Origin of the sequence: Streptomyces sp. NPDC059851, from assembly GCF_042732005.1 — a bacterium.
Taxonomy (GTDB): Bacteria; Actinomycetota; Actinomycetes; order Streptomycetales; family Streptomycetaceae; genus Streptomyces.
In genome coordinates this window covers 13,713-35,682 of record NZ_JBHWJJ010000081.1, presented here as the reverse complement: position 1 = coordinate 35,682, position 21,970 = coordinate 13,713, and the positions used below count along the sequence as shown (strand labels likewise).

19 protein-coding genes, 3 tRNA genes and 1 pseudogene are annotated in these 21,970 nt (G+C 72.5%); 14 read left to right on the top strand and 9 right to left on the bottom strand.

Annotation, left to right across the window (positions count from 1 at the left end):
* The 5 genes and pseudogenes from ACFV7Q_RS24830 to ACFV7Q_RS24810 form a co-directional block, all read left to right on the top strand.
* Positions 1–753: pseudogene (locus ACFV7Q_RS24830) on the top strand (DNA polymerase III subunit gamma and tau); the annotation flags it as partial.
* Positions 754–813: 60 nt separating this feature from the next.
* Positions 814–2,067 carry a phosphoribosylamine--glycine ligase gene (gene purD / locus ACFV7Q_RS24825; RefSeq protein ID WP_385431478.1) on the top strand — a complete coding sequence of 418 codons (1,254 nt, stop codon included), beginning with the start codon at positions 814–816 and terminating at the stop codon, positions 2,065–2,067.
* Positions 2,068–2,364: 297 nt separating this feature from the next.
* Complete coding sequence (locus ACFV7Q_RS24820; RefSeq protein ID WP_385431477.1) at positions 2,365–3,963, top strand: hypothetical protein; 1,599 nt, start codon at positions 2,365–2,367, stop codon at positions 3,961–3,963.
* A 200-nt stretch (positions 3,964–4,163) separates the two neighbouring features.
* A complete protein-coding gene (locus ACFV7Q_RS24815; protein WP_385431476.1) occupies positions 4,164–5,645 on the top strand; it encodes a N,N-dimethylformamidase beta subunit family domain-containing protein in 1,482 nt (493 codons plus the stop codon).
* A gap of 88 nt (positions 5,646–5,733) precedes the next feature.
* The gene (locus ACFV7Q_RS24810; RefSeq protein ID WP_385431475.1) at positions 5,734–6,636 is read left to right on the top strand and encodes a phosphoribosylaminoimidazolesuccinocarboxamide synthase; all 903 of its coding nucleotides are present in this window, start codon (positions 5,734–5,736) and stop codon (positions 6,634–6,636) included.
* A 112-nt stretch (positions 6,637–6,748) separates the two neighbouring features.
* Here ACFV7Q_RS24810 and ACFV7Q_RS24805 read toward each other — a convergent pair.
* The 6 genes from ACFV7Q_RS24805 to ACFV7Q_RS24780 all read right to left on the bottom strand — a co-directional run bounded on the left by ACFV7Q_RS24805 (position 6,749) and on the right by ACFV7Q_RS24780 (position 9,531).
* Positions 6,749–6,824: transfer RNA gene (locus tag ACFV7Q_RS24805), tRNA-Gly, on the bottom strand.
* Positions 6,825–6,846: 22 nt separating this feature from the next.
* Positions 6,847–7,458: a response regulator gene (locus tag ACFV7Q_RS24800; RefSeq protein WP_385431474.1), complete on the bottom strand. Its 612-nt coding sequence runs from the start codon at positions 7,456–7,458 to the stop codon at positions 6,847–6,849.
* A complete protein-coding gene (locus ACFV7Q_RS24795) occupies positions 7,455–8,702 on the bottom strand; it encodes a sensor histidine kinase (protein ID WP_385431473.1) in 1,248 nt (415 codons plus the stop codon). The genes ACFV7Q_RS24800 and ACFV7Q_RS24795 overlap by 4 nt, the downstream gene beginning before the upstream one ends.
* Positions 8,703–8,889: 187 nt before the next feature.
* A tRNA-Gly gene (locus tag ACFV7Q_RS24790) sits at positions 8,890–8,962 on the bottom strand.
* Positions 8,963–9,042: 80 nt separating this feature from the next.
* A tRNA-Gly gene (locus tag ACFV7Q_RS24785) sits at positions 9,043–9,114 on the bottom strand.
* A gap of 99 nt (positions 9,115–9,213) precedes the next feature.
* Complete coding sequence (locus ACFV7Q_RS24780) at positions 9,214–9,531, bottom strand: Lsr2 family protein (protein WP_385431472.1); 318 nt, start codon at positions 9,529–9,531, stop codon at positions 9,214–9,216.
* 374 nt (positions 9,532–9,905) lie between these two features.
* Here ACFV7Q_RS24780 and purS point away from each other — a divergent pair, with 374 nt between their 5' ends.
* From purS to ACFV7Q_RS24745, 7 genes are all read left to right on the top strand, one after another.
* Positions 9,906–10,151, top strand: coding sequence for a phosphoribosylformylglycinamidine synthase subunit PurS (purS, locus tag ACFV7Q_RS24775; RefSeq protein ID WP_179174904.1), 246 nt, complete (start codon positions 9,906–9,908; stop codon positions 10,149–10,151).
* A complete protein-coding gene (purQ, locus tag ACFV7Q_RS24770; protein WP_385431471.1) occupies positions 10,148–10,828 on the top strand; it encodes a phosphoribosylformylglycinamidine synthase subunit PurQ in 681 nt (226 codons plus the stop codon). Before purS ends, purQ begins: the two co-directional genes overlap by 4 nt.
* Complete coding sequence (gene purL, locus ACFV7Q_RS24765) at positions 10,825–13,074, top strand: phosphoribosylformylglycinamidine synthase subunit PurL (protein WP_385431470.1); 2,250 nt, start codon at positions 10,825–10,827, stop codon at positions 13,072–13,074. Before purQ ends, purL begins: the two co-directional genes overlap by 4 nt.
* A 134-nt stretch (positions 13,075–13,208) precedes the next feature.
* Positions 13,209–13,754, top strand: a complete 546-nt coding sequence (locus tag ACFV7Q_RS24760; protein WP_385431469.1) for an ArsR/SmtB family transcription factor — start codon at positions 13,209–13,211, stop codon at positions 13,752–13,754.
* Between the two features lie 98 nt (positions 13,755–13,852).
* The gene (locus tag ACFV7Q_RS24755; protein ID WP_385431479.1) at positions 13,853–14,668 is read left to right on the top strand and encodes a peptidoglycan DD-metalloendopeptidase family protein; all 816 of its coding nucleotides are present in this window, start codon (positions 13,853–13,855) and stop codon (positions 14,666–14,668) included.
* A gap of 81 nt (positions 14,669–14,749) precedes the next feature.
* Entirely contained in the window at positions 14,750–15,541 is a 792-nt protein-coding gene (locus ACFV7Q_RS24750; protein ID WP_385431468.1) for a sterol carrier family protein, read from the top strand.
* 60 nt (positions 15,542–15,601) lie between these two features.
* Complete coding sequence (locus ACFV7Q_RS24745) at positions 15,602–16,438, top strand: META domain-containing protein (RefSeq protein ID WP_385431467.1); 837 nt, start codon at positions 15,602–15,604, stop codon at positions 16,436–16,438.
* Between the two features lie 86 nt (positions 16,439–16,524).
* On the opposite strand, the gene ACFV7Q_RS24740 is transcribed toward ACFV7Q_RS24745, so the two are convergent.
* Positions 16,525–17,118 carry an HIT family protein gene (locus tag ACFV7Q_RS24740; RefSeq protein ID WP_385431466.1) on the bottom strand — a complete coding sequence of 198 codons (594 nt, stop codon included), beginning with the start codon at positions 17,116–17,118 and terminating at the stop codon, positions 16,525–16,527.
* 309 nt (positions 17,119–17,427) lie between these two features.
* Here ACFV7Q_RS24740 and purF point away from each other — a divergent pair, with 309 nt between their 5' ends.
* Together purF and purM are read left to right on the top strand one after the other, a co-directional pair.
* Positions 17,428–18,945, top strand: a complete 1,518-nt coding sequence (gene purF / locus ACFV7Q_RS24735) for an amidophosphoribosyltransferase (protein WP_361910330.1) — start codon at positions 17,428–17,430, stop codon at positions 18,943–18,945.
* Between the two features lie 144 nt (positions 18,946–19,089).
* Positions 19,090–20,160, top strand: a complete 1,071-nt coding sequence (purM, locus tag ACFV7Q_RS24730) for a phosphoribosylformylglycinamidine cyclo-ligase (RefSeq protein ID WP_385431465.1) — start codon at positions 19,090–19,092, stop codon at positions 20,158–20,160.
* A 138-nt stretch (positions 20,161–20,298) separates the two neighbouring features.
* Here the strand turns inward: purM and ACFV7Q_RS24725 are convergent, their stop codons facing one another.
* Complete coding sequence (locus tag ACFV7Q_RS24725) at positions 20,299–20,616, bottom strand: DUF3073 domain-containing protein (RefSeq protein WP_385431464.1); 318 nt, start codon at positions 20,614–20,616, stop codon at positions 20,299–20,301.
* A gap of 231 nt (positions 20,617–20,847) precedes the next feature.
* Positions 20,848–21,948 carry a Leu/Phe/Val dehydrogenase gene (locus ACFV7Q_RS24720; RefSeq protein WP_385431463.1) on the bottom strand — a complete coding sequence of 367 codons (1,101 nt, stop codon included), beginning with the start codon at positions 21,946–21,948 and terminating at the stop codon, positions 20,848–20,850.
* Between the last annotated feature and the right edge of the window lie 22 nt (positions 21,949–21,970).

The following is a 21,970-nucleotide window of genomic DNA, read 5'->3' as shown; positions in this document are numbered from 1 at the left end:
GGAGCGGCGAAGCCCGGGTCCGGGGCCCGCGGTGCCTGGCCCACCGCGGCCGCGCCCGGCCAGGGGATCCCCGCACCCGCCGCCGCGGCTCCCGCGCCCGCCGCCCCGGCAGCGGCAGCGGCAGCGGCGCCGGCTCCCGCCGGCGCTGCCGCGCCGTCCCCCGGCATGGCCGCCGGGGCCGGACAGGTGCAGGCGATGTGGCCCGGCGTCCTGGAGGCCGTCAAGAACCGCCGGCGCTTCACCTGGATCCTGCTCAGCCAGAACGCCCAGGTCACCGGCTTCGACGGGACGACGCTCCAGCTGGGCTTCCCGAACGCCGGAGCCCGCGACAACTTCGCCAGCAGCGGCAGCGAGGACGTGCTCAAGGCCGTCCTGGCCGAGCAGTTCCAGGTCAACTGGAAGATCGACGCCGTCGTGGGCCAGGGCGGCGGCCAGTCCGCACCGCATGCCGCCGTCCCGGCGTACGCCGCTCCGCCCGCGCCCGCCTACAGCCCGCCGGCGCCCGCTCCCGCGCCCGCCCCGGCCCCGGTGCAGCAGGCTCCGGCCGCCCCGCAGGAGCCCCGGCCGCCGCAGTCCCCCCAGGTCGCCGCCGCGCCGCAGCCCCCCGTACACCAGGCGCCCCCACCGGTGGCGCCGGAGGACGACGTACCGGAGGAGGACGATCCCGACCTCGTCGACAGCGCCCTCACCGGACACGAGCTGATCGTGCGCGAGCTCGGGGCCACCGTTGTGGAGGAATACACGAACGAGTAGGGGCCCGCGTTTGGGTGGCCGCACGAAGGTCCGGTCGCCCGGCGGGCTAGGCTGCATGGCGTGAAGGTCCTCGTCATCGGCGGCGGCGCCCGCGAACACGCCCTGTGCCGCTCTCTGTCCCTCGACCCCGACGTCAATGCGCTCTACTGCGCTCCCGGCAACGCCGGCATCGCCGAGGTGGCGGAGCTGCGCCCGGTCGACGCCCTCGACGGCGCGGCCGTGGCCGGCCTGGCCACCGAGCTCGGTGCCGACCTGGTCGTCATCGGCCCGGAGGCGCCGCTGGTCGCCGGTGTCGCCGATGCCGTCCGCGCCGCCGGCATCCCCGTCTTCGGCCCGTCCGCCGAGGCGGCGCAGCTGGAGGGCTCGAAGGCGTTCGCGAAGGACGTGATGGCCGCGGCCGGCGTCCCGACCGCGCGCAGTTACGTGTGCACCACCCCGGAGGAGGTGGACGCGGCCCTCGACGCCTTCGGCGCGCCCTACGTCGTCAAGGACGACGGCCTGGCCGCCGGCAAGGGCGTCGTGGTCACCGAGGACCTGGACGCCGCCCGCGAGCACGCCCTGGCCTGCGACCGCGTCGTGATCGAGGAGTACCTCGACGGCCCCGAGGTCTCGCTCTTCGCGGTCACCGACGGCACCACCGTCGTCCCGCTGCAGCCCGCGCAGGACTTCAAGCGCGCCCTCGACGGCGACGAGGGCCCCAACACCGGCGGCATGGGCGCGTACTCGCCGCTGCCGTGGGCCGACCCGAAGCTCGTCGACGAGGTCCTGGAGACGGTCCTCCAGCCGACCGTGGACGAGCTCCGCCACCGCGGGACCCCCTTCTCCGGCCTGCTGTACGCCGGACTCGCGATCACCTCGCGCGGCGTGCGCGTCATCGAGTTCAACGCCCGCTTCGGCGACCCCGAGACGCAGGTCGTCCTGGCCCGGCTGCAGACGCCGCTCGCGGGCCTGCTGTCGAGCGCGGCCAAGGGCACTCTGGAATCCCAGCCCCCGCTCACCTGGCGGGAGGACGCGGCCGTCACGGTCGTCATCGCCTCCCACAACTACCCGGGCACCCCGCGCACCGGCGACCCGATCGAGGGCCTGGCGGAGGTGGCCGCCGAGGACGGGCCGGACGCGTACGTGCTGCACGCCGGGACCCGTCGCGAGGGCGACGCCGTCGTCAGCGCGGGCGGCCGCGTGCTGTCGGTGACTGCGACCGGCTCCGACCTGGCGCAGGCCCGCGAGAAGGCGTACGAGGCCGTCGCCCGGATCCGCCTGGACGGCTCCCACCACCGCACGGACATCGCGGCCAAGGCGGCCGGCACGGCCTGAGGACGCCGAGCGGCAGCGCGGTCATGACGCGGGCCCGGTACGCACACAGGTGCGGACCGGGCCCGCGCGCATGTGCGTGTGCGACTGCATCGGGCCGCGTTCGAACGCAGCAGCTTTAGCCAAAGCCATTCCATCGGGTGATCGTCATACCGTCTGGCTGACTGCCGGGCGCTCCCCAACTAGGGTGCGGCGCAAGCATTCCGGCACTTGGCCCACCGGCATTGCGATGTCAGTGGCGGGTGTCACAGTGGGGGAGTGAGCAAAACCGCCGCAGGGCAGAGGGGGTGAGGTCCGGTCGTGTCCGGAACCGGTTCGCATCGGGAAGGGAGCCCGCCGTCCGCGCGCTCCCGGGCCTTGGCCGTGCTGCGCGTGCGCAGCAGGGCGCTGGCCGTCGGCCTGCTGCCCGCCGCCCTCGCGGTGGTGCTGGTCTCCGCCAGGATGACGGGCCGGCTGGCCGGGGAGCCCTGGCCGCTGGTGACCGTCGTCATGTGCGCGGTCGCCGTGCTCGTGCTGCTGGTGGTCGGGATCTTCACCGCGGTGGTGGTGCGGGCCGGCCCCGCCGTGACGCCGACCGTGCCGCTGACCGAGGCGGAGGCCCCCGACCTGTACCGGCTGGTCCGGGACCTGGCGGACCGCATGGAGGTGCCGGCGCCCTCCGCGATAGCCCTGACACCGGACTGCGACAGCTGGCTGGAGGACCGTACGCATGCGGCCCACCGGCGGCGCGGCGCGGCCGCCGGTCCGGGGAGCGAGCCGGGGGCGGCGCCGGTGCTGGTGATCGGCTCGCCCTTCCTGTGGTGGATGAGGGTGGCCGAGCTGCGGGCGGTGCTCGCGCCGGTCGTCGCCGGTACGGGACCCTCGGCGCATCCCGACATAGCCGACGCCCGCGGTTTCGTACGCGGGCTGGACGCCGCCGTCGGCGTGGCCGGCCGGCCCGGCCTCGGCTGGATCGGAGGCCCGGCGCGGCTGCTGCTGCGGCTCTGCCGGGAGGACGCCGCCGAGATGGAGCGCGGGGTGGCCGCGGCCGCCTCGGACCGGGCGCAGCGGGTGGACTACGGGCTGCGGATCGTCGCCCAGGAGCAGGTCGGCCTCGCGTACGCGGGATGGGACCGGCTGCTGACCCGGGTGGCGCTGCCGGCGTGGCGGATGGGCCGGTGGCCCTCGCACCTCGATGCCGGGGTGGTCTCCGCGCTGACCGAGCTGTCCCGGCGGGACCGGATGGCCGACGGATTCGCCTCCCGGCTCGGCGAGCGGCCCGCGTGCGACCTGCTGGAGCGGCCGGGCGTCGTCGACGAGGCGGCCTCCCTGCTCGCCGCGCGGCTCTTCCACGGCGGACCGGCCGAGCCCGGGCCGGACTGGGCGCCGGTGGACTGGGCGGCGTACCCGGAGGAGGTCGTGGACCGCACGTGGCGGGCGGAGGCGGCCCGGCTGCACGAGGCGCTGGACGCCCTGGCCGTACCGCCGGGGGCGGGGCCCACGCTGGACCGGGTCCTCGGGTTCCTGGCGGACGCCGGCGGCGAGGGCGGGCCCGGTGAGGCCCTGGCCGGTCGGCTGAGCGGTGACCTGGCCCGGGAGGAACGTTCCGAGGACCGCCGCTCCGTGGTGGCCCGCGGCGCCGACGCCGTGCCCCTGTTCCCGCTGCAGCCGCCGAGGAGCGGCCGGGACCTGCTCGCCGACCACGTGACGGCCCTGGTGTGCTGCGCGGCGGTGGACTGCGTGGGCGCCGCGCCGGGTCTGGACTGGCTGGACGGCCCGGTGCTGGTGGCCGGCGGCGAGCGGCGCTCCGATCTGGGCCCCCGCGTGCTGAGTCTGGTCGAGGACGGCGATCCGGAGCCCCTGCGCGATTGGCTGGCCGAGCTGGGCATCCGCCCCGAGAAGCCGGTCCGCCTGGTCTGATCCGGCGGCATCCCGCTCCGCGCGGGCCCTGCTACGCCCTGCCGCGTCCCCCGTCATATCCCTGGCCCCGGTTGTGGCGAACGGTGACGGAACGAGCGCGTCATGTGATGTGCTGGGGTCCGGCCGCGGCCGGACCTCCAGGACCCGCGCCGCGCCGCCGTGTGCAGAAGCCGTTCGGGGGAGCGAGGGAGGGGAGCGGTATGGGTGCGGACCGGATCCGGCGATGGGAGTCAGGGGCGCTCGCGCACGCGGTGAACGACCCCTTCGGGCAGGGACCACTGCCGTGGCTCCGCGGCAGCGGGGCGCCCGTCGACGGCACCGGCCGGGTGGTGCCCTGGTACGTGGACCCGTCCGCGGCCCCCGGCGGTCGGTCCGCCCGTGCCGGCGCCGCCGGCGGCCCCCGCACCGCCGACGACGTGCACCGGCAGATCAAGGGGTTCGCCTCCCCGGGCGCGGTGGCCCCCGGCGAGTCCATCGACTTCCACATCACCGTGGACCCGCCCCAGCAGTTCTCCGTCGAGGTCCACCGCATCGGCCACTACGGCGGCGCCGGCGTCGCCAGGATCACCACCAGTCCGCGCCTCTCCGGTTTCGTCCAGCCGCCGCCCCTCACCGCCGACCGCACGGTCTCCTGCCACCACTGGTGGCTGTCCTGGCGGCTGCGGGTACCGAGCCACTGGAACGTCGGGGCGTACGTCGCCGTGCTCACCACCGCCGACGGCTACCGCTCCCACATCCCCTTCACCGTGCGCGACGACCGCCCCGCCGACCTGCTGCTCCTGCTGCCCGACGTCACCTGGCAGGCGTACAACCTCTACCCGGAGGACGGCCGGACCGGCGCGAGCCTCTACCACGCCTGGGACGAGGAGGGCCGGCTCCTCGGCACGCAGGACGCAGCCGTCACGGTCTCCTTCGACCGCCCCTACGCGGGCACGGGCCTGCCCCTGCACGTGGGCCACGCCTACGACGTCATCCGCTGGGCCGAACGCTACGGCTACGACCTCGCCTACGCCGACACCCGCGACCTGCACGCCGGCCGCATCGACCCCGCCCGCTACCGCGGCCTGGTCTTCCCCGGCCACGACGAGTACTGGTCGGCCCCCATGCGCCGCGCCGTCGAGCGGGCCCGCGACCACGGCACCTCGCTGGTCTTCCTCTCCGCCAACACCATGTACTGGCAGGTCGAGCTGGGCCCCTCCCCGTCGGGGGTCGCCGACCGGCTCCTGACCTGCCGCAAACGCCGCGGCCCCGGCCGTCCCAGCCTGTGGCGCGGGGTCGACCGCCCCGAGCAGCAGTTGCTCGGCATCCAGTACGCGGGGCGGGTTCCGGAGCCGGCGCCGCTGGTCGTGCGCAATGCCTCGCACTGGCTCTGGGAGTCCACCGGAGCCGCCGAGAACGACGAGCTGCCCGGCCTGGTCGCCGGGGAGGCGGACCGCTACTTCCCCCGCACCCAGCTCCCCGAGCACCGGGACCGGATCCTGCTCGCGCACTCCCCGTACCTCGACGCCGACGGGGCCAAGCGCCACCAGGAGACCTCCCTGTACCGGGCCCCCAGCGGGGCCCTGGTCTTCGCGTCCGGCACCTTCGCCTGGTCCCCGGCGCTCGACCGCCCCGGCCACGTGGACGAGCGGATCCAGCGGGCCACCGCCAACCTCCTGGACCGGATCTGCAAGAGGGACTGACACCGCGCCGCCCCGGACCCGTCGTCCGACCGTGCGGGCCGGTGCGGGAGAATGGGGCTGCGCTCGTACAGAACCACAGGGAGACCCCGTGTCCGGATTCGTCGAAAAGCCCGAGCCGGTTCAGGTGCCGGGCCTCGTCCACCTCCACACCGGCAAGGTTCGCGATCTCTACCGCGACGAGGACGGCAACCTCGTCATGGTCGCCAGCGACCGGATTTCCGCGTTCGACTGGGTGCTGCCGACCGAGATCCCGGACAAGGGCCGGGTCCTGACGCAGCTCTCGCTGTGGTGGTTCGAGCAGCTCGCCGACCTCGTCCCGAACCACGTGCTCGGCACGGACGTCCCCGCGGGCGCCCCCGCGGACTGGGCGGGCCGCACGCTGGTCTGCAAGAACCTGACGATGGTTCCGGTGGAGTGCGTGGCCCGCGGCTACCTCACCGGCTCCGGCCTCGCCGAGTACGACCAGACCCGTACGGTCTGCGGGCTCGCGCTGCCGGAGGGGCTCGTCGACGGCTCCGAACTGCCCGCACCGATCTTCACCCCGGCCGCCAAGGCCGCGGTCGGCGAGCACGACGAGAACGTCTCCTACGAGGAGGTCGCGCGCACCACCGGCGCCGAGACCGCTGCGCTGCTGCGCCAGACCACCCTGGCCGTGTACGGCCGGGCCCGGGACATCGCGCGCGAGCGCGGGATCATCCTGGCGGACACCAAGTTCGAGTTCGGTTTCGACGCGGACGGCACCCTGGTCGCCGCCGACGAGGTGCTGACCCCGGACTCCTCCCGGTTCTGGCCGGCCGACCTGTGGGAGCCGGGCCGCGCCCAGCCCTCCTTCGACAAGCAGTTCGTCCGCGACTGGCTGTCCTCCCCGGCCTCCGGCTGGAACCCCAAGGGGGAACTGCCGCCGCCGGCCCTTCCGGAAGAGGTCGTCGAGCAGACCCGCGCCAAGTACATCGAGGCGTACGAGCGGCTCACCGGCCAGAACTGGGCCTGAGGCCCCGGACCGGATCGTCCCGCGCCGCCGCCGGCGCGGGCGGTCCGGCTCCCGGAAGGCCCGCGACTCGAACACGGAAGAGCCCCCGGTCACTGACCGGGGGCTCTTCTTCTGGAGCGGACAACGAGACTCGAACTCGCGACATCCACCTTGGCAAGGTGGTGCTCTACCAACTGAGCTATGTCCGCATGCGCCGTGGCGCGGGAACCACTATACCCAACCGCGCTCGCGCGCGAGACGCACTGCGGCATGCCGGTTCTCCGCGCCGAGCTTCGAGGCGGCGGAGGACAGGTAGTTGCGTACGGTCCCCTGCGACAGGCCGGCGCGCTCCGCGATCTCCGCCACCGGCGCCCCGTCCCCGGCGAGTTCCAGCACCTCGGCCTCGCGGGCGGTCAGCGGCGAGTCCCCCGCGCTGATCGCGTCGGCCGCCAACTCCGGGTCCACGTAGCGACCTCCGGCGTGCACGGTCCGGATCAGCTCGGCGAGCCGCTGCGCCGACACCGTCTTCGGCGCGAAGGCCCGTACCCCCGCCGCCAGGGCCCGCTTGAGGTGCCCGGGCCGCCCGTGACTGGTCACGATCATGGTTTTGCAGTCGGGGAGTTCGGCCTTCAGGGACGTGGCCACGCTCACACCGTCCGCCCCGGGCATCTGCAGGTCGAGCACCGCCACGTCCGGCCGGTGGGCCCGTGCCATCGCCAGGGCCTCGGGGCCCGAGGCCGCCTCGGCGACGACCAGCAGATCGTCCTCCAGGGCCAGCAGGGCGGCGAGTGCCCCGCGGATCAGGTGCTCGTCGTCGGCCAGCAGTACGCGTACGGGGCTCACGCCCGCACCTCCAGTCCTCGCAGTTGGCGGCCCGGGATCCGGGCCCGCAGCCGGAATCGGCCGTCGCCCACCGGGCCGGCCTCCAAGGTGCCGTCGAGCACCGCGAGCCGCTCCCGCAGCCCGGCGAGCCCGGAGCCGGGCGGTCCGGCCGGCACCTCGGGTGCCCCGTCGTTCTCCACGACCAGGGTCAGTTCGCCCTCTTCGGTCTCTTCGGGCGCTGTGAGGCGTATCACGCAGGTGCGCGCGTCGCCGTGCCGGAGGACGTTCGTGGTGGCCTCCCGGACGACCCAGCCGAGTGCCGACTGAACCTCGGGGCGGAGCGTCCGCCCCGGTTCGGCCTCGACCCGGCAGTCCATCCCGGCCGCGGTGAGCACGCCCCGTGCGCCCTCCAGCTCCGCCCCGAGGTCGGCCTCCCGGTAGCCGCGCACGACGTCGCGCACCTCTCGCTGCGACTCGCGGGCGATCCGCTGGACCTCGATCATCTGGGTGACGGCCTCCGGGCGCTCGCGCCGGGCCAGCTGGACGGCGAGCTCGCTCTTGAGGGCGATGACGGCGAGGTTGCGGCCCATCACGTCGTGCAGGTCCCGGCCGAAGCGCAGCCGCTCCTCGGCCACGGCGAGCTGGGCCTGGAGCTCCCGGGCGCGCTCCAGCTCGTGGACCATCCTCAGCAGCCAGCCCGAGAAGCCGCAGGCCAGGCTCATGAACAGGCCGGCCACCAGCACCGCGACCGCGTACCCGGCGGCCTCCCCCGCGGGCAGGCCCAGGGCAAGCACCCCCGTGCCCGCGCCGAGCGCCCAGGCCGGTGAGACGCGCCACATCTGCCGTACCCGGTTCATGCAGAGCACGAGGGAGCCGCAGGAGAAGCAGGCCAAGCCGACGACGAGCGACGGTGCCACGGCCTCGGGGAGGTGCCCGGTCTTGCGGAGCAGCATGACGGCGAGGCAGGCGAGGGCCGTGGCGATGGTCGTCGCCACGGCGAGCCGAACCGGGCGCTCCCGGGCGCCCACCTGCCAGTCCAGTGCCCGGGACGAGAGGAACGCCGTGGCCAGGGAGTGGAGGACGGCGACCACCAGCGCCCCGACCGCGACCGGCTGGGAGATGCCCTCCTTGGGAGCGGCGGCCATCGGGGCCAGTCCGAAGGAGAAGATCTCGATGACCGCGAAGAAGTGGAACGACCCCCGTGTGTACAACTCGACCTTTGCCGCGGTGCTGCGGTTCTTCCACCATCCGGTGAGTTTCGACACGGTTCCCCGATTCCCCCGATCACCCTGTGGCGGGTGCTGTTCCCCATGGCTCCAGCCTCGCGGCGGGCCCCTCGTCGCACCAGTGGGCGTGGTCATCGCCCCCGATGACATTTGTCAGTGCGCGGCAGGTGATCTGCGTGCGCATACGACAAAGGCCCTGATCAATGATCAGGGCCTTTGCACTCTGAGCGGACGACGAGACTCGAACTCGCGACATCCACCTTGGCAAGGTGGTGCTCTACCAACTGAGCTACGTCCGCATGCCCGCTCCGGCGTTTCTGCCGGGCGATGCGTGCATCACTCTACCTGATCCACCGGAGTGGTCGGTAAAGCCTTTGCGAGCGGGTGACAGGGATCGCACACTGCGCCTTCCCCCTGGAAGGGGGATGTTCTGCTACTGAACTACACCCGCACGACCTTCGAGGCTCTGACCTGCGGTCTCGCCCCTCGGCGTGATCCACACACTAGCGGACGGGAGGGGGTGGATGCCAAATCGGCCCCGGGGGCCTCCTCAGTGGGCCTGGTGGTACGCCTCGTAGACCCGCTTCGGGATCCGGCCCCGCGGGGGCACGTCGAAGTCGTGGGACCGGGCCCAGGCGCGGACGACCGCCGGGTCGGGGGCGAGGGAGGTGTGCTTGAAGACCTTGCCGGAGCGGGCCTGCCGGCGGCCGGCGGCCACGTACGGGGCGAGGGTCTCCCGCAGTTTCTCGGCGTTGGCGAGATTGAGGTCGATCTCGTAGGACTTGCCGTCCAGGCCGAACGCGACCGTTTCCGCCGCTTCTCCGCCGTCGATGTCGTCGGAGAGTGTGACCACTACGCGCTGCGCCACGGATATCGGTCCCTTCGCGCGACAGCCGCCGCCCGCTGACGTGCGGCGATGTCGCCTGTGTGGATGTTTCGGAGCAATGCGCCTTTCGGCACCGGGTACGGAGCGGCAAATGTCGCGCTGCTGAGGATTCCTTTGTACCTCGATTCCCATTGCATTGCGAAGCCCAGTTAATTCTCTCCGCGTGTCCCCCCGCAATCCCGGGCGCGTGGTTTTCCGATGGATTTTGCGAAGCGTTGGTGAAGCCGAAAGGGGTTCCCCGTCGGACGCCCCCGAGGGGCCCTTGTGGACCCCTCTCGGAAATCTACCCGCGTAGAAATTTCGGGCGGGTACGCTGAAGGAACCGCCTTCGCACCAACCACCCATCGGGAGTGCCAGTGGCACGCGTCGTAGTCGACGTCATGCTCAAGCCGGAGATCCTCGACCCCCAGGGCCAGGCGGTGCAGCGTGCACTGCCGCGCCTGGGCTTCGAGGGCATCGCCGACGTCCGCCAGGGGAAGCGCTTCGAGCTGGAAGTGGAGGGTCCGGTCGACCAGGCCGCCCTTGACCGCATCCACAAGATGGCCGAAACGTTCCTCGCCAACACCGTCATCGAAGACTTCGTCGTCAAGGTGGAGTCGTGACCGCTCGCATCGGTGTCGTCACGTTCCCCGGAACGCTCGACGACCGTGACTCGCTGCGCGCCGTGCGCCTCGCGGGCGCCGAGCCGGTCTCGCTGTGGCACCGCGACAAGGACCTGCACCAGGTCGACGCGGTCGTCCTGGCCGGCGGCTTCTCGTACGGCGACTACCTGCGCGCCGGGGCCATCTCCCGGTTCTCGCCGGTGATGGAGACCATCATCGAGCAGGCCAAGGCCGGCATGCCGGTCCTGGGCATCTGCAACGGCTTCCAGGTCCTCACCGAGGCCCATCTGCTGCCGGGCGCGATGCTCCGCAACAACCACCTGCACTTCATCTGCCGCGACCAGAAGCTCCGCGTCGAGAACGCCGGGACCTCCTGGACCGGCGACTACGAGCAGGGCCAGGAGATCTCCGTCCCGCTCAAGAACATGGACGGCCGCTACGTCGCCGACCAGCGCACCCTGGACGAGCTGGAGGCCGAGGGCCGCGTGGCCTTCCGCTACCTCGACTTCAACCCCAACGGGTCGCTGAACGACATCGCCGGCATCACCAACGCCGCGGGCAACGTCGTCGGCCTCATGCCGCACCCCGAGCACGCGGTGGAGCCGCTGATCGGGACGGGCCGCACCGACGGCCTCGGATTCTTCACCTCGATCCTGAAGAAGCTGGTCTCCGCATGACTCTGGACACCGTCAAGCACGCAGCCGAGACCCCGGACTCGGCGCAGCCCTGGAAGGAGCTCGGCCTCAAGGAGGACGAGTACCAGCGGATCCGCGAGATCCTCGGCCGCCGCCCCACGGGTGCCGAGCTCGCCATGTACTCGGTCATGTGGTCCGAGCACTGCTCGTACAAGAGCAGCAAGGTCCACCTGCGCCAGTTCGGCGAGAAGGCCCCCGAGAACGACGCCATGCTCGTCGGCATCGGCGAGAACGCCGGTGTCGTCGACGTCGGCCAGGGCTACGCGGTCACCTTCAAGGTCGAGTCGCACAACCACCCCTCGTACATCGAGCCCTACCAGGGTGCGGCGACCGGTGTCGGCGGCATCGTCCGCGACATCCTCGCCATGGGTGCCCGCCCCGTCGCCGTCGTCGACCCGCTCCGCTTCGGCGCGGCCGACCACCCCGACACCAAGCGGGTCCTGCCGGGCGTGGTCGCCGGCATCGGCGGCTACGGCAACTGCCTGGGCCTGCCCAACATCGGCGGCGAGGTCGTCTTCGACTCCTGCTACCAGGGCAACCCGCTGGTCAACGCCGGTTGCATCGGCGTGATGAAGCACGAGGACATCCACCTCGCCAAGGCCTCCGGCCCCGGCAACAAGGTCATCCTCTACGGCGCCCGCACGGGCGGCGACGGCATCGGCGGAGTCTCGGTCCTCGCGTCCGAGACCTTCGACGACACGAAGCCCACCAAGCGCCCCGCGGTCCAGGTCGGCGACCCGTTCCAGGAGAAGCTCCTCATCGAGTGCACCCTGGAGATCTTCAAGGAGAAGCTGGTCGCGGGCATCCAGGACCTCGGCGGCGCCGGCCTGTCCTGCGCCACCTCCGAGCTGGCCTCCGCGGGCTCCGGCGGCATGCGCGTCGAGCTGGACACCGTCCCGCTGCGCGACGCGACGCTCTCGCCCGAGGAGATCCTCATGAGCGAGTCGCAGGAGCGCATGTGCGCGATCGTCGAGCCGCAGCACGTCGACCGGTTCATGGAGATCTGCGAGAAGTGGGACGTCATCGCCACGGTCATCGGTGAGGTGACCGACGGCGAGCGCCTGGAGATCTTCTGGCACGGCGAGCAGATCGTCGACGTGCCGCCGGGCACCGTCGCCCACGAGGGCCCGGTGTACCAGCGCCCGTACGCCCGCCCCGACTGGCAGGACGCCCTCCAGGCGGACGACGCGGGCAAGCTGGCCCGCCCCCAGACCTCCGAGGAGCTGCGCGCGCAGGTCCTGGCCCTGGTCTCCTCCCCGAACCAGGCCTCGAAGTCCTGGGTCACCGACCAGTACGACCGCTTCGTGCAGGGCAACACCGTCCTCGCGCAGCCCGAGGACGCCGGTGTCGTCCGCATCGACGAGGAGACCGACCTCGGCGTGGCCATCGCGACCGACGGCAACGGCCGCTACGCCAAGCTCGACCCGTACACGGGCGCGCAGCTGGCCCTGGCGGAGGCGTACCGCAACGTCGCCGCGACCGGCGCCAAGCCGCTGGCCGTCTCCGACTGCCTGAACTTCGGCTCGCCGGAGGACCCGGGCGTCATGTGGCAGTTCGCCGAGGCCTGCCGCGGTCTCGCGGACGGCTGCCTGGAGCTGGGTACCCCGGTCACCGGCGGCAACGTCTCGCTCTACAACCAGACCGGCGACACCGCGATCCACCCGACCCCGGTCGTGGCGGTCCTCGGTGTGATCGACGACGTCAACCGCCGTACGCCGATGGCGTTCGCGGAGGCCGGCCAGCTGCTCTACCTGCTCGGCGACACCGCCGAGGAGTTCGGCGGCTCGGCCTGGTCGCAGGTCGTCCACGACCACCTCGGTGGCCTGCCGCCCAAGGTGGACCTGGGCCGCGAGAAGCTGCTCGCGGAGATCCTGATCGCCGCCTCGCGCGACGGCATGATCGACGCCGCGCACGACCTGTCCGACGGCGGCGTGATCCAGGCGCTCACCGAGTCCTGCCTGCGCGGCGGGAACGGCGCCCGGGTCGTGGTGCCCGAGGGTCTGGACGCGTTCACCTTCCTGTTCTCCGAGTCCGCGGGTCGGGCCGTCGTGGCCGTCCCGCGCAGCGAGGAGCTCCGCTTCACCGACATGTGCGGCGCGCGCGGCCTGCCCGCCACCCGCATCGGTGTCGTGGACGGCGAGGAGATCGAGGTCCAGGGCGAGTTCACGATCCCGCTGGCCGAGCTCCGCGAGGCGCACGAGGCGACGATCCCGGCCCTGCTGGCCTGATCTGCGCCCGTCCGATCCGTCGGCCGAACCCCTGCCCTGCACTGCCGGGCGGGGGTTCGTCGTTTTCCGGGCCCGTCGCCACCCACGCCTTTTCGACCTTGTACGGAATTACGTAATGACGTAACTTCGTATGCATGGACCTCGAAGCACGCGTGGCCGAGCTGGAACGGCGACTGGCCGCACTCGAAGCACGGGAAGCGCGGGAAGCACAACAAGCACAGGACGCCGGGCGGTCCGAACACGCCGACCACGCCCGGAACTTCTGGGCCCTGGAGGGCTTCAAGGCGCGGCTCGCGGAACTCGGCGCCGACGAAGACGGCGGAGTGCTGTTCACCGGTGCCGTCGGACTCCCCACCGGCGAGCGGTACGAGTGGCAGCAGGGCTTCCCCACCGGAGAGCTCCTCGGTGACCCCTCCGAGGACCGGCAGCGCACCGCCGACGCGCTCGCCGCACTCGGCAGCCCCGTACGGATCCGGCTGCTGCGGGAGATCCTGGCCGGCCGCCGGACCGCCGCCGAGCTGACCGCGCTGGACGGGGTCGGTACCAGCGGGCAGGTCTACCACCACCTGCGCCAGCTCAGCGCGGCCGGCTGGCTGCACACCACCGGGCGCGGGCGGTACGAGGTCCCCGGCGGCAGGGTCGTCCCGCTGCTCGTCCTCTTCGCGGCGGCCACGCCGTGACGCGGGCCGACACCTCGGGCCGGGCGGACGGCGCGGGCCGGGCGGAAGGCGCGGGCCGGGCGGAAGGCGCGGGGCCGGCGCCGGCTCCGTCCGCCCGGCTGCGGAGGGCCGTGCACCGGTCCTACCGGGGCTGCTGGCTGCTGTTCCTGCTGCTCATCGCCACCGACCTCGGCCTCGGATTCCCCTCCGACACCCGCCTGGTGTGGCTCCCCGCCGGGGCCGCCCTCCTGCTCACGACAGTGGCCGGGCGGCTGGCCGCCCGGGCTCCCCGGACCGCCGAGCCGGCACGGGAGGTCGAGCCCCCGGTCGCCGGCCGCTGGTCCGCGGCCAACAGCCCCGCGGACAGGACCCCGAGCCACGGCAGCCACCGGCTGGCGCAGGCCTGCGCCATCGACATCACCGCCGAGCCCGGCCCGCAGGACCCGCCGCACCCGGGGTTCGCCCGGCTGTGGCCGCTCGTCCGGCCGGCCCGCGCCTTCCCCGCGTTCGGCGCCCCGTTGTACGCGGTCGCCGACGCGGTGGTGGTCCGCGTGTCCGACCGGCAGCGCGACCACCTCAGCCGCACCTCCTGGCCGGCGGTGCTCTACCTGCTGCTGGCCGAGGCCTCGGTCCGGGACCTCGCCGGGCCCGACCGGATCATCGGCAACCACGTCGTCCTGGACCTGGGCGACGGCACCTACGCCCTGTACGGCCACCTCAAGCGCGGCTCGCTGAGGGTCCGCGCGGGCGAGCGGGTCACCGCCGGGCAGCTCATCGCCGAGTGCGGCAACTCGGGCAACTCCACCGAGCCGCACCTGCACTTCCAGCTGATGGACGGGCCCGACCCGGACACCGCCCGCGGCCTGCCCTTCCGCTGGCGCGGCATCGGCGTCCCCGCGAACGGCGAGGTGTTCGACGCGGGTCCGCGCCCCTGACCCGCACTCCCCGCGCCCGGCCAGCGGCCGCCGCACCGCCACCGGCTGCGGCGGCCGTGACCGATCGGGCAGACTCGCCGCATGGCATCCAGGACCCGTCGCACCCGCACCTACGACGCCGTGAAGATCCGTACGGCCGTCACCGCGCAGTTCGCCCACATCGCCGACGCCGTCCGGGAACTGACCCCGGAACAGCTCGGCCGGAACAGCGGGGTCGGCGACTGGACCGTGGCCGATCTGGCCGCGCACATCGCCTGGATCGCCGACTCGCTCGCCGCCGGGCTCGCCCGCCCGCCCGCGGCCCTGCCCGAGCTGACGGCCGTGGAGTGGCCCTCCGCCACCGCCTCCCTCGCCGGGAAGATCGCGGAAGCGGCCAAGGAGACCCTCCAGGGCGCCGCACCGGCCGAACTGTTCGAGCAAGCGGGCGCCCGGATGGCCGAAGCGTTGGAAAGGAACCCGGGCAGCCGGGTGCTCGCGCTGTGGGTAGGCGACATGACGCTGGCCGATTTCCTCGTCACCCGGACCGTGGAGCTCGTCGTGCACACCGACGACCTCAACCGGGCCGCGGGTTTGGCCGTCCCGATCGAGCGGCAGGCCCTCGCCGCCTGTACGCGGCTGCTCGCCGACGCCCTCGCCCTCAAGGCCCCCGGCGGCTCGGTCGAGGTGCGCATCCCGCCGTTCGCGGTGGTCCAGTGCGTCGAGGGCCCCCGGCACACCCGCGGCACCCCGTCGAACGTGGTGGAGACCGACCCGCTGACCTGGATCAGGCTGGCCACGGGCCGGTTGGACTGGGCCTCGGCGGTCGCGGACGCCCGCGTCACGGCCAGCGGCGAGCGGGCCGACCTCGGGTCGCTGCTGCCGGTGATGAGCTGACCGCCCGTCCGACCGGAGCAGTGCGCGGAACCGTCCGGGCCCGTAGTCCGTCCCAGGGGCATGCCCACACACCGGCACCTCCCCGCGGCCCTGGCCGCCGTACTCGTCCTCGCCGCCGCCACGACGGCCTGCGCCGACGGGGCGGACCCGTCCGGCACCAGCCCGGGCCCCGCCTTCACCGGGTCCTGGTCCGTCCAGCGGCTGACCGCGGACGGCCGGAGCTTCACCGCGCCGTCCACCGCCCACCTGACGGTCGAGCCCACCGGCTCCCGCACGGCCGAGGCGAAGGGGAACTACGGCTGCAACGGATTCACGGCGGCCGTGTCCTACGAGACCGGGTCCCCGCAGTCAGCGGTCACCGTCACGCCCGGCTCCTCCACCACCCTGGCCTGCGAGCACATGGGATTCGAGACGGCCTTCGCCAAGCTGCTCCAGGGCCGGCTGGAGGTGCGGCGCGAGTCCGCCGACCGGCTCGTGCTGACGGCCGCCGGCGGCGGCACCGTGGAGCTGGCATCCAAGCCACCGGTGCCGGACGCTCCGCTCACCGTCACCGAGTGGACGGTGACCGGGCTGATCAGCGGCGACACGGCCGCCTCCGTGCCGGACGGGGCTGCCGGCAAGGCCTCGTTCACCATCGGCCCCGACGGGGGCGCGAGTGGCAGCCTCGGCTGCAACCGGTTCAGCGCCACGACCCAGATCGACGGTCCGCGGATCACTTTCGGCCAACTGACCACGACCCGGATGGCCTGTACGGGCCCGGAAGGGGACCTGGAGCGGGTGCTGACCGAACTCTTCGGCAGCGGCCCCCTCGCGTGGCGGATCCAGTCCCACACCCTGACCCTGACGGCAGCAGACGGCAAGGGCCTGACGGCCGGGGCCTCATCCGCCGCCGAATGACCCGCCGGGGCCGGTGGGCGACTCGGCGGAGGCCTCGGGCAGGCGCCCCGTGCAGGCGCGCCGTGCACGTGTCTCGGGCTGACGCCTCAGACGTGGGCCGTGCCGCCGTCCTTCGCCATCGCGGCCGCGATCAGGCGCGCCGATCCGGCCCAGGCCTCCTCGGACTGCGGCGGCAGCACGTCGTCCCAGAGCGCCAGGTTGGATCCGCGCAGCTGGAGCATGCCCTCCGGCCGGGCGAACAGGAACAGGTGCAGGTGCGCGCCACCGTCCCCGTACTTGTTCACGTGCACGCGGCCGATCCCGCCGACCGTGCGCACGGCCCGCTCCACGCGCTGCAGCATCCCGCCCAGCTCGGCGGCCCGCTCGGCCGGCAGGTCCAGTAGGTCGTGGTGGCCGCGCGGGACGAGCACGACGACGGCCGGCAGGGCCGCACGGATGCCCTGGAGCCGCCAGTGCTCGTCCGTCCACAGGTGGTCCCCGTCCGGACGGACGCAGGCCTCGCAGCCGTCCGGCCCGTGCTCCCCGTTCCGCGGCGGCTCGGGGAGCACCGGCGGCTCCAGCTCCCTGACCCGGAGCTCGCCCTCGAAGGGGAAGGTCTCCCACATCGGGATTCCGTCGGCGGAGAACGGTATGGGCTCCCCGATCGGCAGCCGACGTACGTAGGCGCTGGGTTCCGTCACGATCACACCCTTCCACCGCCTGCGGGCCCGGCACAGGCCCGGCCGCGGTGCCCGTCCGGCGGAAAGGAAAAGAAAAGGAAAAGAAACGCACGGCGCCGCACCGCTGGATGCAGGTGACGGCAGGGTCCGTCGGAGGCGGAAGAGGGACGTGGGGAAGCCCGTACGAATCCACAGGCCCCCTTGCCAATCACGGCATTCCGGATATCGGGGCCGTCACCCTCCGCACGGGTAACCCGACTGTCCGCACTGTGACTTTTCCCAGCGGTCCCCAATTCGGACCAGTGGTCGATCTCGCCTACACTCGGTTGCGTGCCTCGTGGTGATGGACGACTCAACCACGACCTGCTCCCCGGCGAAAAGGGCCCCCAGGACGCTTGTGGCGTCTTCGGTGTCTGGGCTCCGGGTGAAGAGGTCGCCAAGCTCACCTACTTCGGACTGTATGCACTGCAGCACCGTGGACAGGAGTCCGCGGGCATCGCTGTGAGCAACGGTTCCCAGATCCTCGTCTTCAAGGACATGGGCCTCGTGTCCCAGGTCTTCGACGAAACCTCCCTCGGATCGCTCCAAGGTCATATCGCGGTCGGTCACGCCCGCTACTCGACCACCGGCGCCTCCGTCTGGGAGAACGCTCAGCCCACCTTCCGCGCGACCGCCCACGGCTCCATCGCCCTGGGCCACAACGGCAACCTGGTGAACACCGCCGAGCTTGCCGAGATGGTCGCAGACCTCCCCCGTCAGGACGGCCGTGCCACCCAGGTGGCGGCCACCAACGACACCGACCTGGTCACCGCCCTCCTGGCGGGCCAGACGGACGACGACGGCAAGCCCCTGACCATCGAGGAGTCGGCCGCCAAGGTCCTCCCGCAGGTCAAGGGCGCCTTCTCCCTCGTCTTCATGGACGAGGGCACCCTGTACACCGCCCGCGACCCGCAGGGCATCCGCCCGCTGGTCCTCGGCCGCCTGGAGCGCGGCTGGGTGGTCGCGAGCGAGACCGCGGCCCTCGACATCGTGGGCGCCAGCTTCGTCCGCGAGGTCGAGCCCGGCGAGCTCATCGCGATCGACGAGAACGGCCTGCGCACCTCCCGATTCGCAGAAGCGAAGCCCAAGGGTTGCGTCTTCGAGTACGTCTACCTGGCGCGCCCGGACACGGACATCGCCGGCCGCAACGTCTACCTCTCGCGCGTCGAGATGGGCCGGCGCCTCGCCAAGGAGGCCCCGGTCGACGCCGACCTGGTGATAGCGACGCCGGAGTCCGGTACGCCGGCAGCCGTCGGCTACGCCGAGGCCAGCGGGATCCCCTACGGCTCCGGCCTGGTCAAGAACGCCTACGTGGGCCGGACCTTCATCCAGCCCTCGCAGACGATCCGCCAGCTCGGCATCCGCCTCAAGCTCAACCCCCTCAAGGAAGTCATCCGGGGCAAGCGCCTGGTGGTCGTCGACGACTCGATCGTCCGCGGCAACACCCAGCGCGCGCTGGTCCGCATGCTCCGCGAGGCCGGTGCGGCCGAGGTCCACATCCGGATCTCCTCGCCGCCGGTGAAGTGGCCGTGCTTCTTCGGCATCGACTTCGCCACCCGGGCGGAGCTCATCGCCAACGGCATGAGCGTCGAGGAGATCGGCACCTCGCTGGGCGCGGACTCGCTCGCGTACATCTCGCTCGACTCGATGATCGAGGCGACGACCATCCAGAAGCCGAACCTCTGCCGTGCCTGTTTCGACGGCGAGTACCCCATGGAGCTGCCCGACCCGCAGCTGCTGGGCAAGCAGCTCCTGGAAACAGAGCTGGCCGGCGGCGCGGACGCCGCCGACGCGCTCCGCCGCCCCTAGCGCCGCGCCGGGGGGCGGGGCGGACCCCCGCCCCCCCCGGCGGGCGGGCGGACCCCGGCTCGACCTGCGCCGGTCCCTGTCTTTCCGGCTTTTCCCAGGGACCGGCATCTCACGCAGCACACGACACGAAAGCTCTCTCCTGTCATGACAGAGAAGACCACCGGTGCCAGCTATGCAGCCGCGGGCGTCGACATCGAAGCGGGAGACCGCGCCGTCGAGCTGATGAAGGAGTGGGTGAAGAAGACGCAGCGCCCCGAGGTCCTCGGCGGCCTCGGCGGCTTCGCCGGCCTCTTCGACGCCTCCGCCCTCAAGCGCTACGAGCGCCCGCTGCTGGCCTCCGCCACCGACGGTGTCGGCACGAAGGTGGACATCGCCCGTCAGATGGGCGTGTACGACACCATCGGCCACGACCTGGTCGCGATGGTCATGGACGACATCGTCGTCTGCGGTGCCGAGCCGCTCTTCATGACCGACTACATCTGCGTGGGCAAGGTCCACCCCGAGCGGGTCGCGGCCATCGTCAAGGGCATCGCCGAGGGCTGTGTCCTCGCCGGTTGCGCCCTGGTGGGCGGCGAGACCGCCGAGCACCCGGGCCTCCTCGGTCCGGACGACTTCGACGTGGCGGGCGCCGGCACCGGCGTCGTCGAGTACGACCACCTGCTCGGCGCGGATCGCATCCGTACGGGTGACGCCGTCATCGCGATGGCGTCGTCCGGCCTTCACTCGAACGGGTACTCGCTGGTCCGGCACGTGCTCTTCGACCGGGCCGGGATGTCGCTCGACCAGCACGTCGAGGAGTTCGGCCGGACCCTCGGCGAGGAGCTGCTGGAGCCGACCAAGATCTACTCGCTGGACTGCATGGCCCTCACCCGTACGGCCGAGGTGCACGCCTACTCGCACATCACCGGCGGCGGTCTCGCAGCGAACCTCGCCCGGGTGATCCCGGACCACCTGCACGCGACGGTCGACCGGTCGACGTGGACCCCGGGTGCGGTCTTCGACCTCGTCGGCAAGGCCGGACAGGTCGAGCAGCTGGAGCTGGAGAAGACCCTGAACATGGGTGTCGGCATGATGGCCGTCGTCCCGCAGGAGTCGGTGGACGTGGCCCTGACCGCGCTGGCCGACCGTGGCGTCGACGCCTGGGTCGCCGGTGAGATCACCGAGCGCGGGGAGCACGCCGACGGCGCGGCGCTGACCGGGTCGTACGCGAGCTGAGACAGCACGGAAACCCGGTCCGGGGCGAGGCCCTGGACCGGGTTTCGTGTGTTGCTCTGAAGGCCGAAGCGGAATCGTTCAGCCGTCGGTGGTCACGTGATCAGGCGGTGCCACCCGTTGTGGTGCGAACGCGAGGCGTCAAGCGCCGCGACGCTGCTGAGCCGACGGGCCGGACTCTTCGTCCTCGTCCTCGTCGTCATCGTTGTTGTACAGCTCCGCGTACTTCGCGTACGGGTCGTCGTCGTCCAGCTCGTCATCGACGTCGACCGGCTCGCTGACAGGCGTCAGCGGCGCCGTCGGCGAAGCGCCCAGCTCGTTGGCCAGACGCGCAAGGTCAGTGCCGCCGCTGTTGTACTTCAGCTGGCGGGCGACCTTCGTCTGCTTGGCCTTGGCCCGGCCGCGCCCCATGGCTCGACCCCCTCGGTGACGGGGCTCGACGGCCCCAGAGTCTGACACGCGTTCATGGTTCGGAGCGGGCTCTCCTCGGAGAGACCGTCCGTAGGGGTTTAACGGTACCTGTTTCCGCGGCCATACGGTACGCCGCCCGCATGACGCGCCTCGGAACAGGACCATCGAGGCGCCCCGTCCTCGCTGGTCAGCTGCGATTTTAACTCTTTCCTGGCGGGCGACCCGCCGAAGTGCAGTGAGTTCCGTCTCGCCGCACTCCGGCGGGCGCACCGGCAGGGGCTAGGAGGCCTTGGCCGCCTTGGCCGCGCGGCCGTCGGCCATCCGCTGCTCGGCGATCCGGTCGGCCGCCGCAGCCGGAGGAATACCGTCCGCCTTTGCACGAGCGAAGATTTCCAGCGTGGTGTCGAAGATCTTCGTGGCCTTGGCCTTGCACCGGTCGAAGTCGAAGCCGTGCAGCTCGTCGGCGACCTGGATGACGCCGCCCGCGTTGACCACGTAGTCGGGCGCGTAGAGGATCCCGCGGTCCGCGAGGTCCTTCTCGATGCCCGGGTGGGCGAGCTGGTTGTTCGCCGCACCGCAGACGATCTTGGCGGTCAGGGCAGGCACCGTCTCGTCGTTCAGGGCGCCGCCGAGCGCGCAGGGGGCGTAGATGTCCAGGCCCTCGGTACGGATCAGCGCGTCCGTGTCCGCCACGGCCGTCACCTGCGGGTGCTTGTCGAGGATCCGGCGCACGGACTCCTCGCGGACGTCCGTGATCACGACCTCGGCGCCGTCCGCCAGGAGGTGCTCGACCAGGTAGTGGCCGACCTTGCCGACGCCGGCCACGCCGACCTTGCGGCCGCGCAGCGTCGGGTCGCCCCACAGGTGCTGGGCGCTCGCCCGCATGCCCTGGAAGACACCGAAGGCGGTCAGGACGGACGAGTCGCCGGCGCCGCCGTTCTCGGGGGAGCGGCCGGTGGCCCAGCGGGTCTCGCGGGCGACGACGTCCATGTCCGCGACGTACGTGCCGACGTCGCACGCCGTGACGTAGCGGCCGCCGAGGGACTCGACGAAGCGGCCGTAGGCCAGCAGCAGGTCCTCGGTCTTGATGAGGTCCGGGTCCCCGATGATCACGGCCTTGCCGCCGCCGAGGCCGAGGCCGGCCATGGCGTTCTTGTAGGACATGCCGCGCGAGAGGTTCAGCGCGTCGAGGACGGCCTCCTCGTCCGACGCGTACGCGTGGAAGCGCGTGCCACCGAGGGCCGGGCCCAGGGCGGTGGAGTGGATGGCGATGACGGCCTTCAGGCCAGTGGCTCGGTCCTGGCACAGCACGACTTGCTCGTGGCCGCCCTGCTCCGTGCGGAACAGGGTGTGCAGGACGCCGTCGGTCATTTCGGTCACGGTGGTGACTCCCATGGAAGAG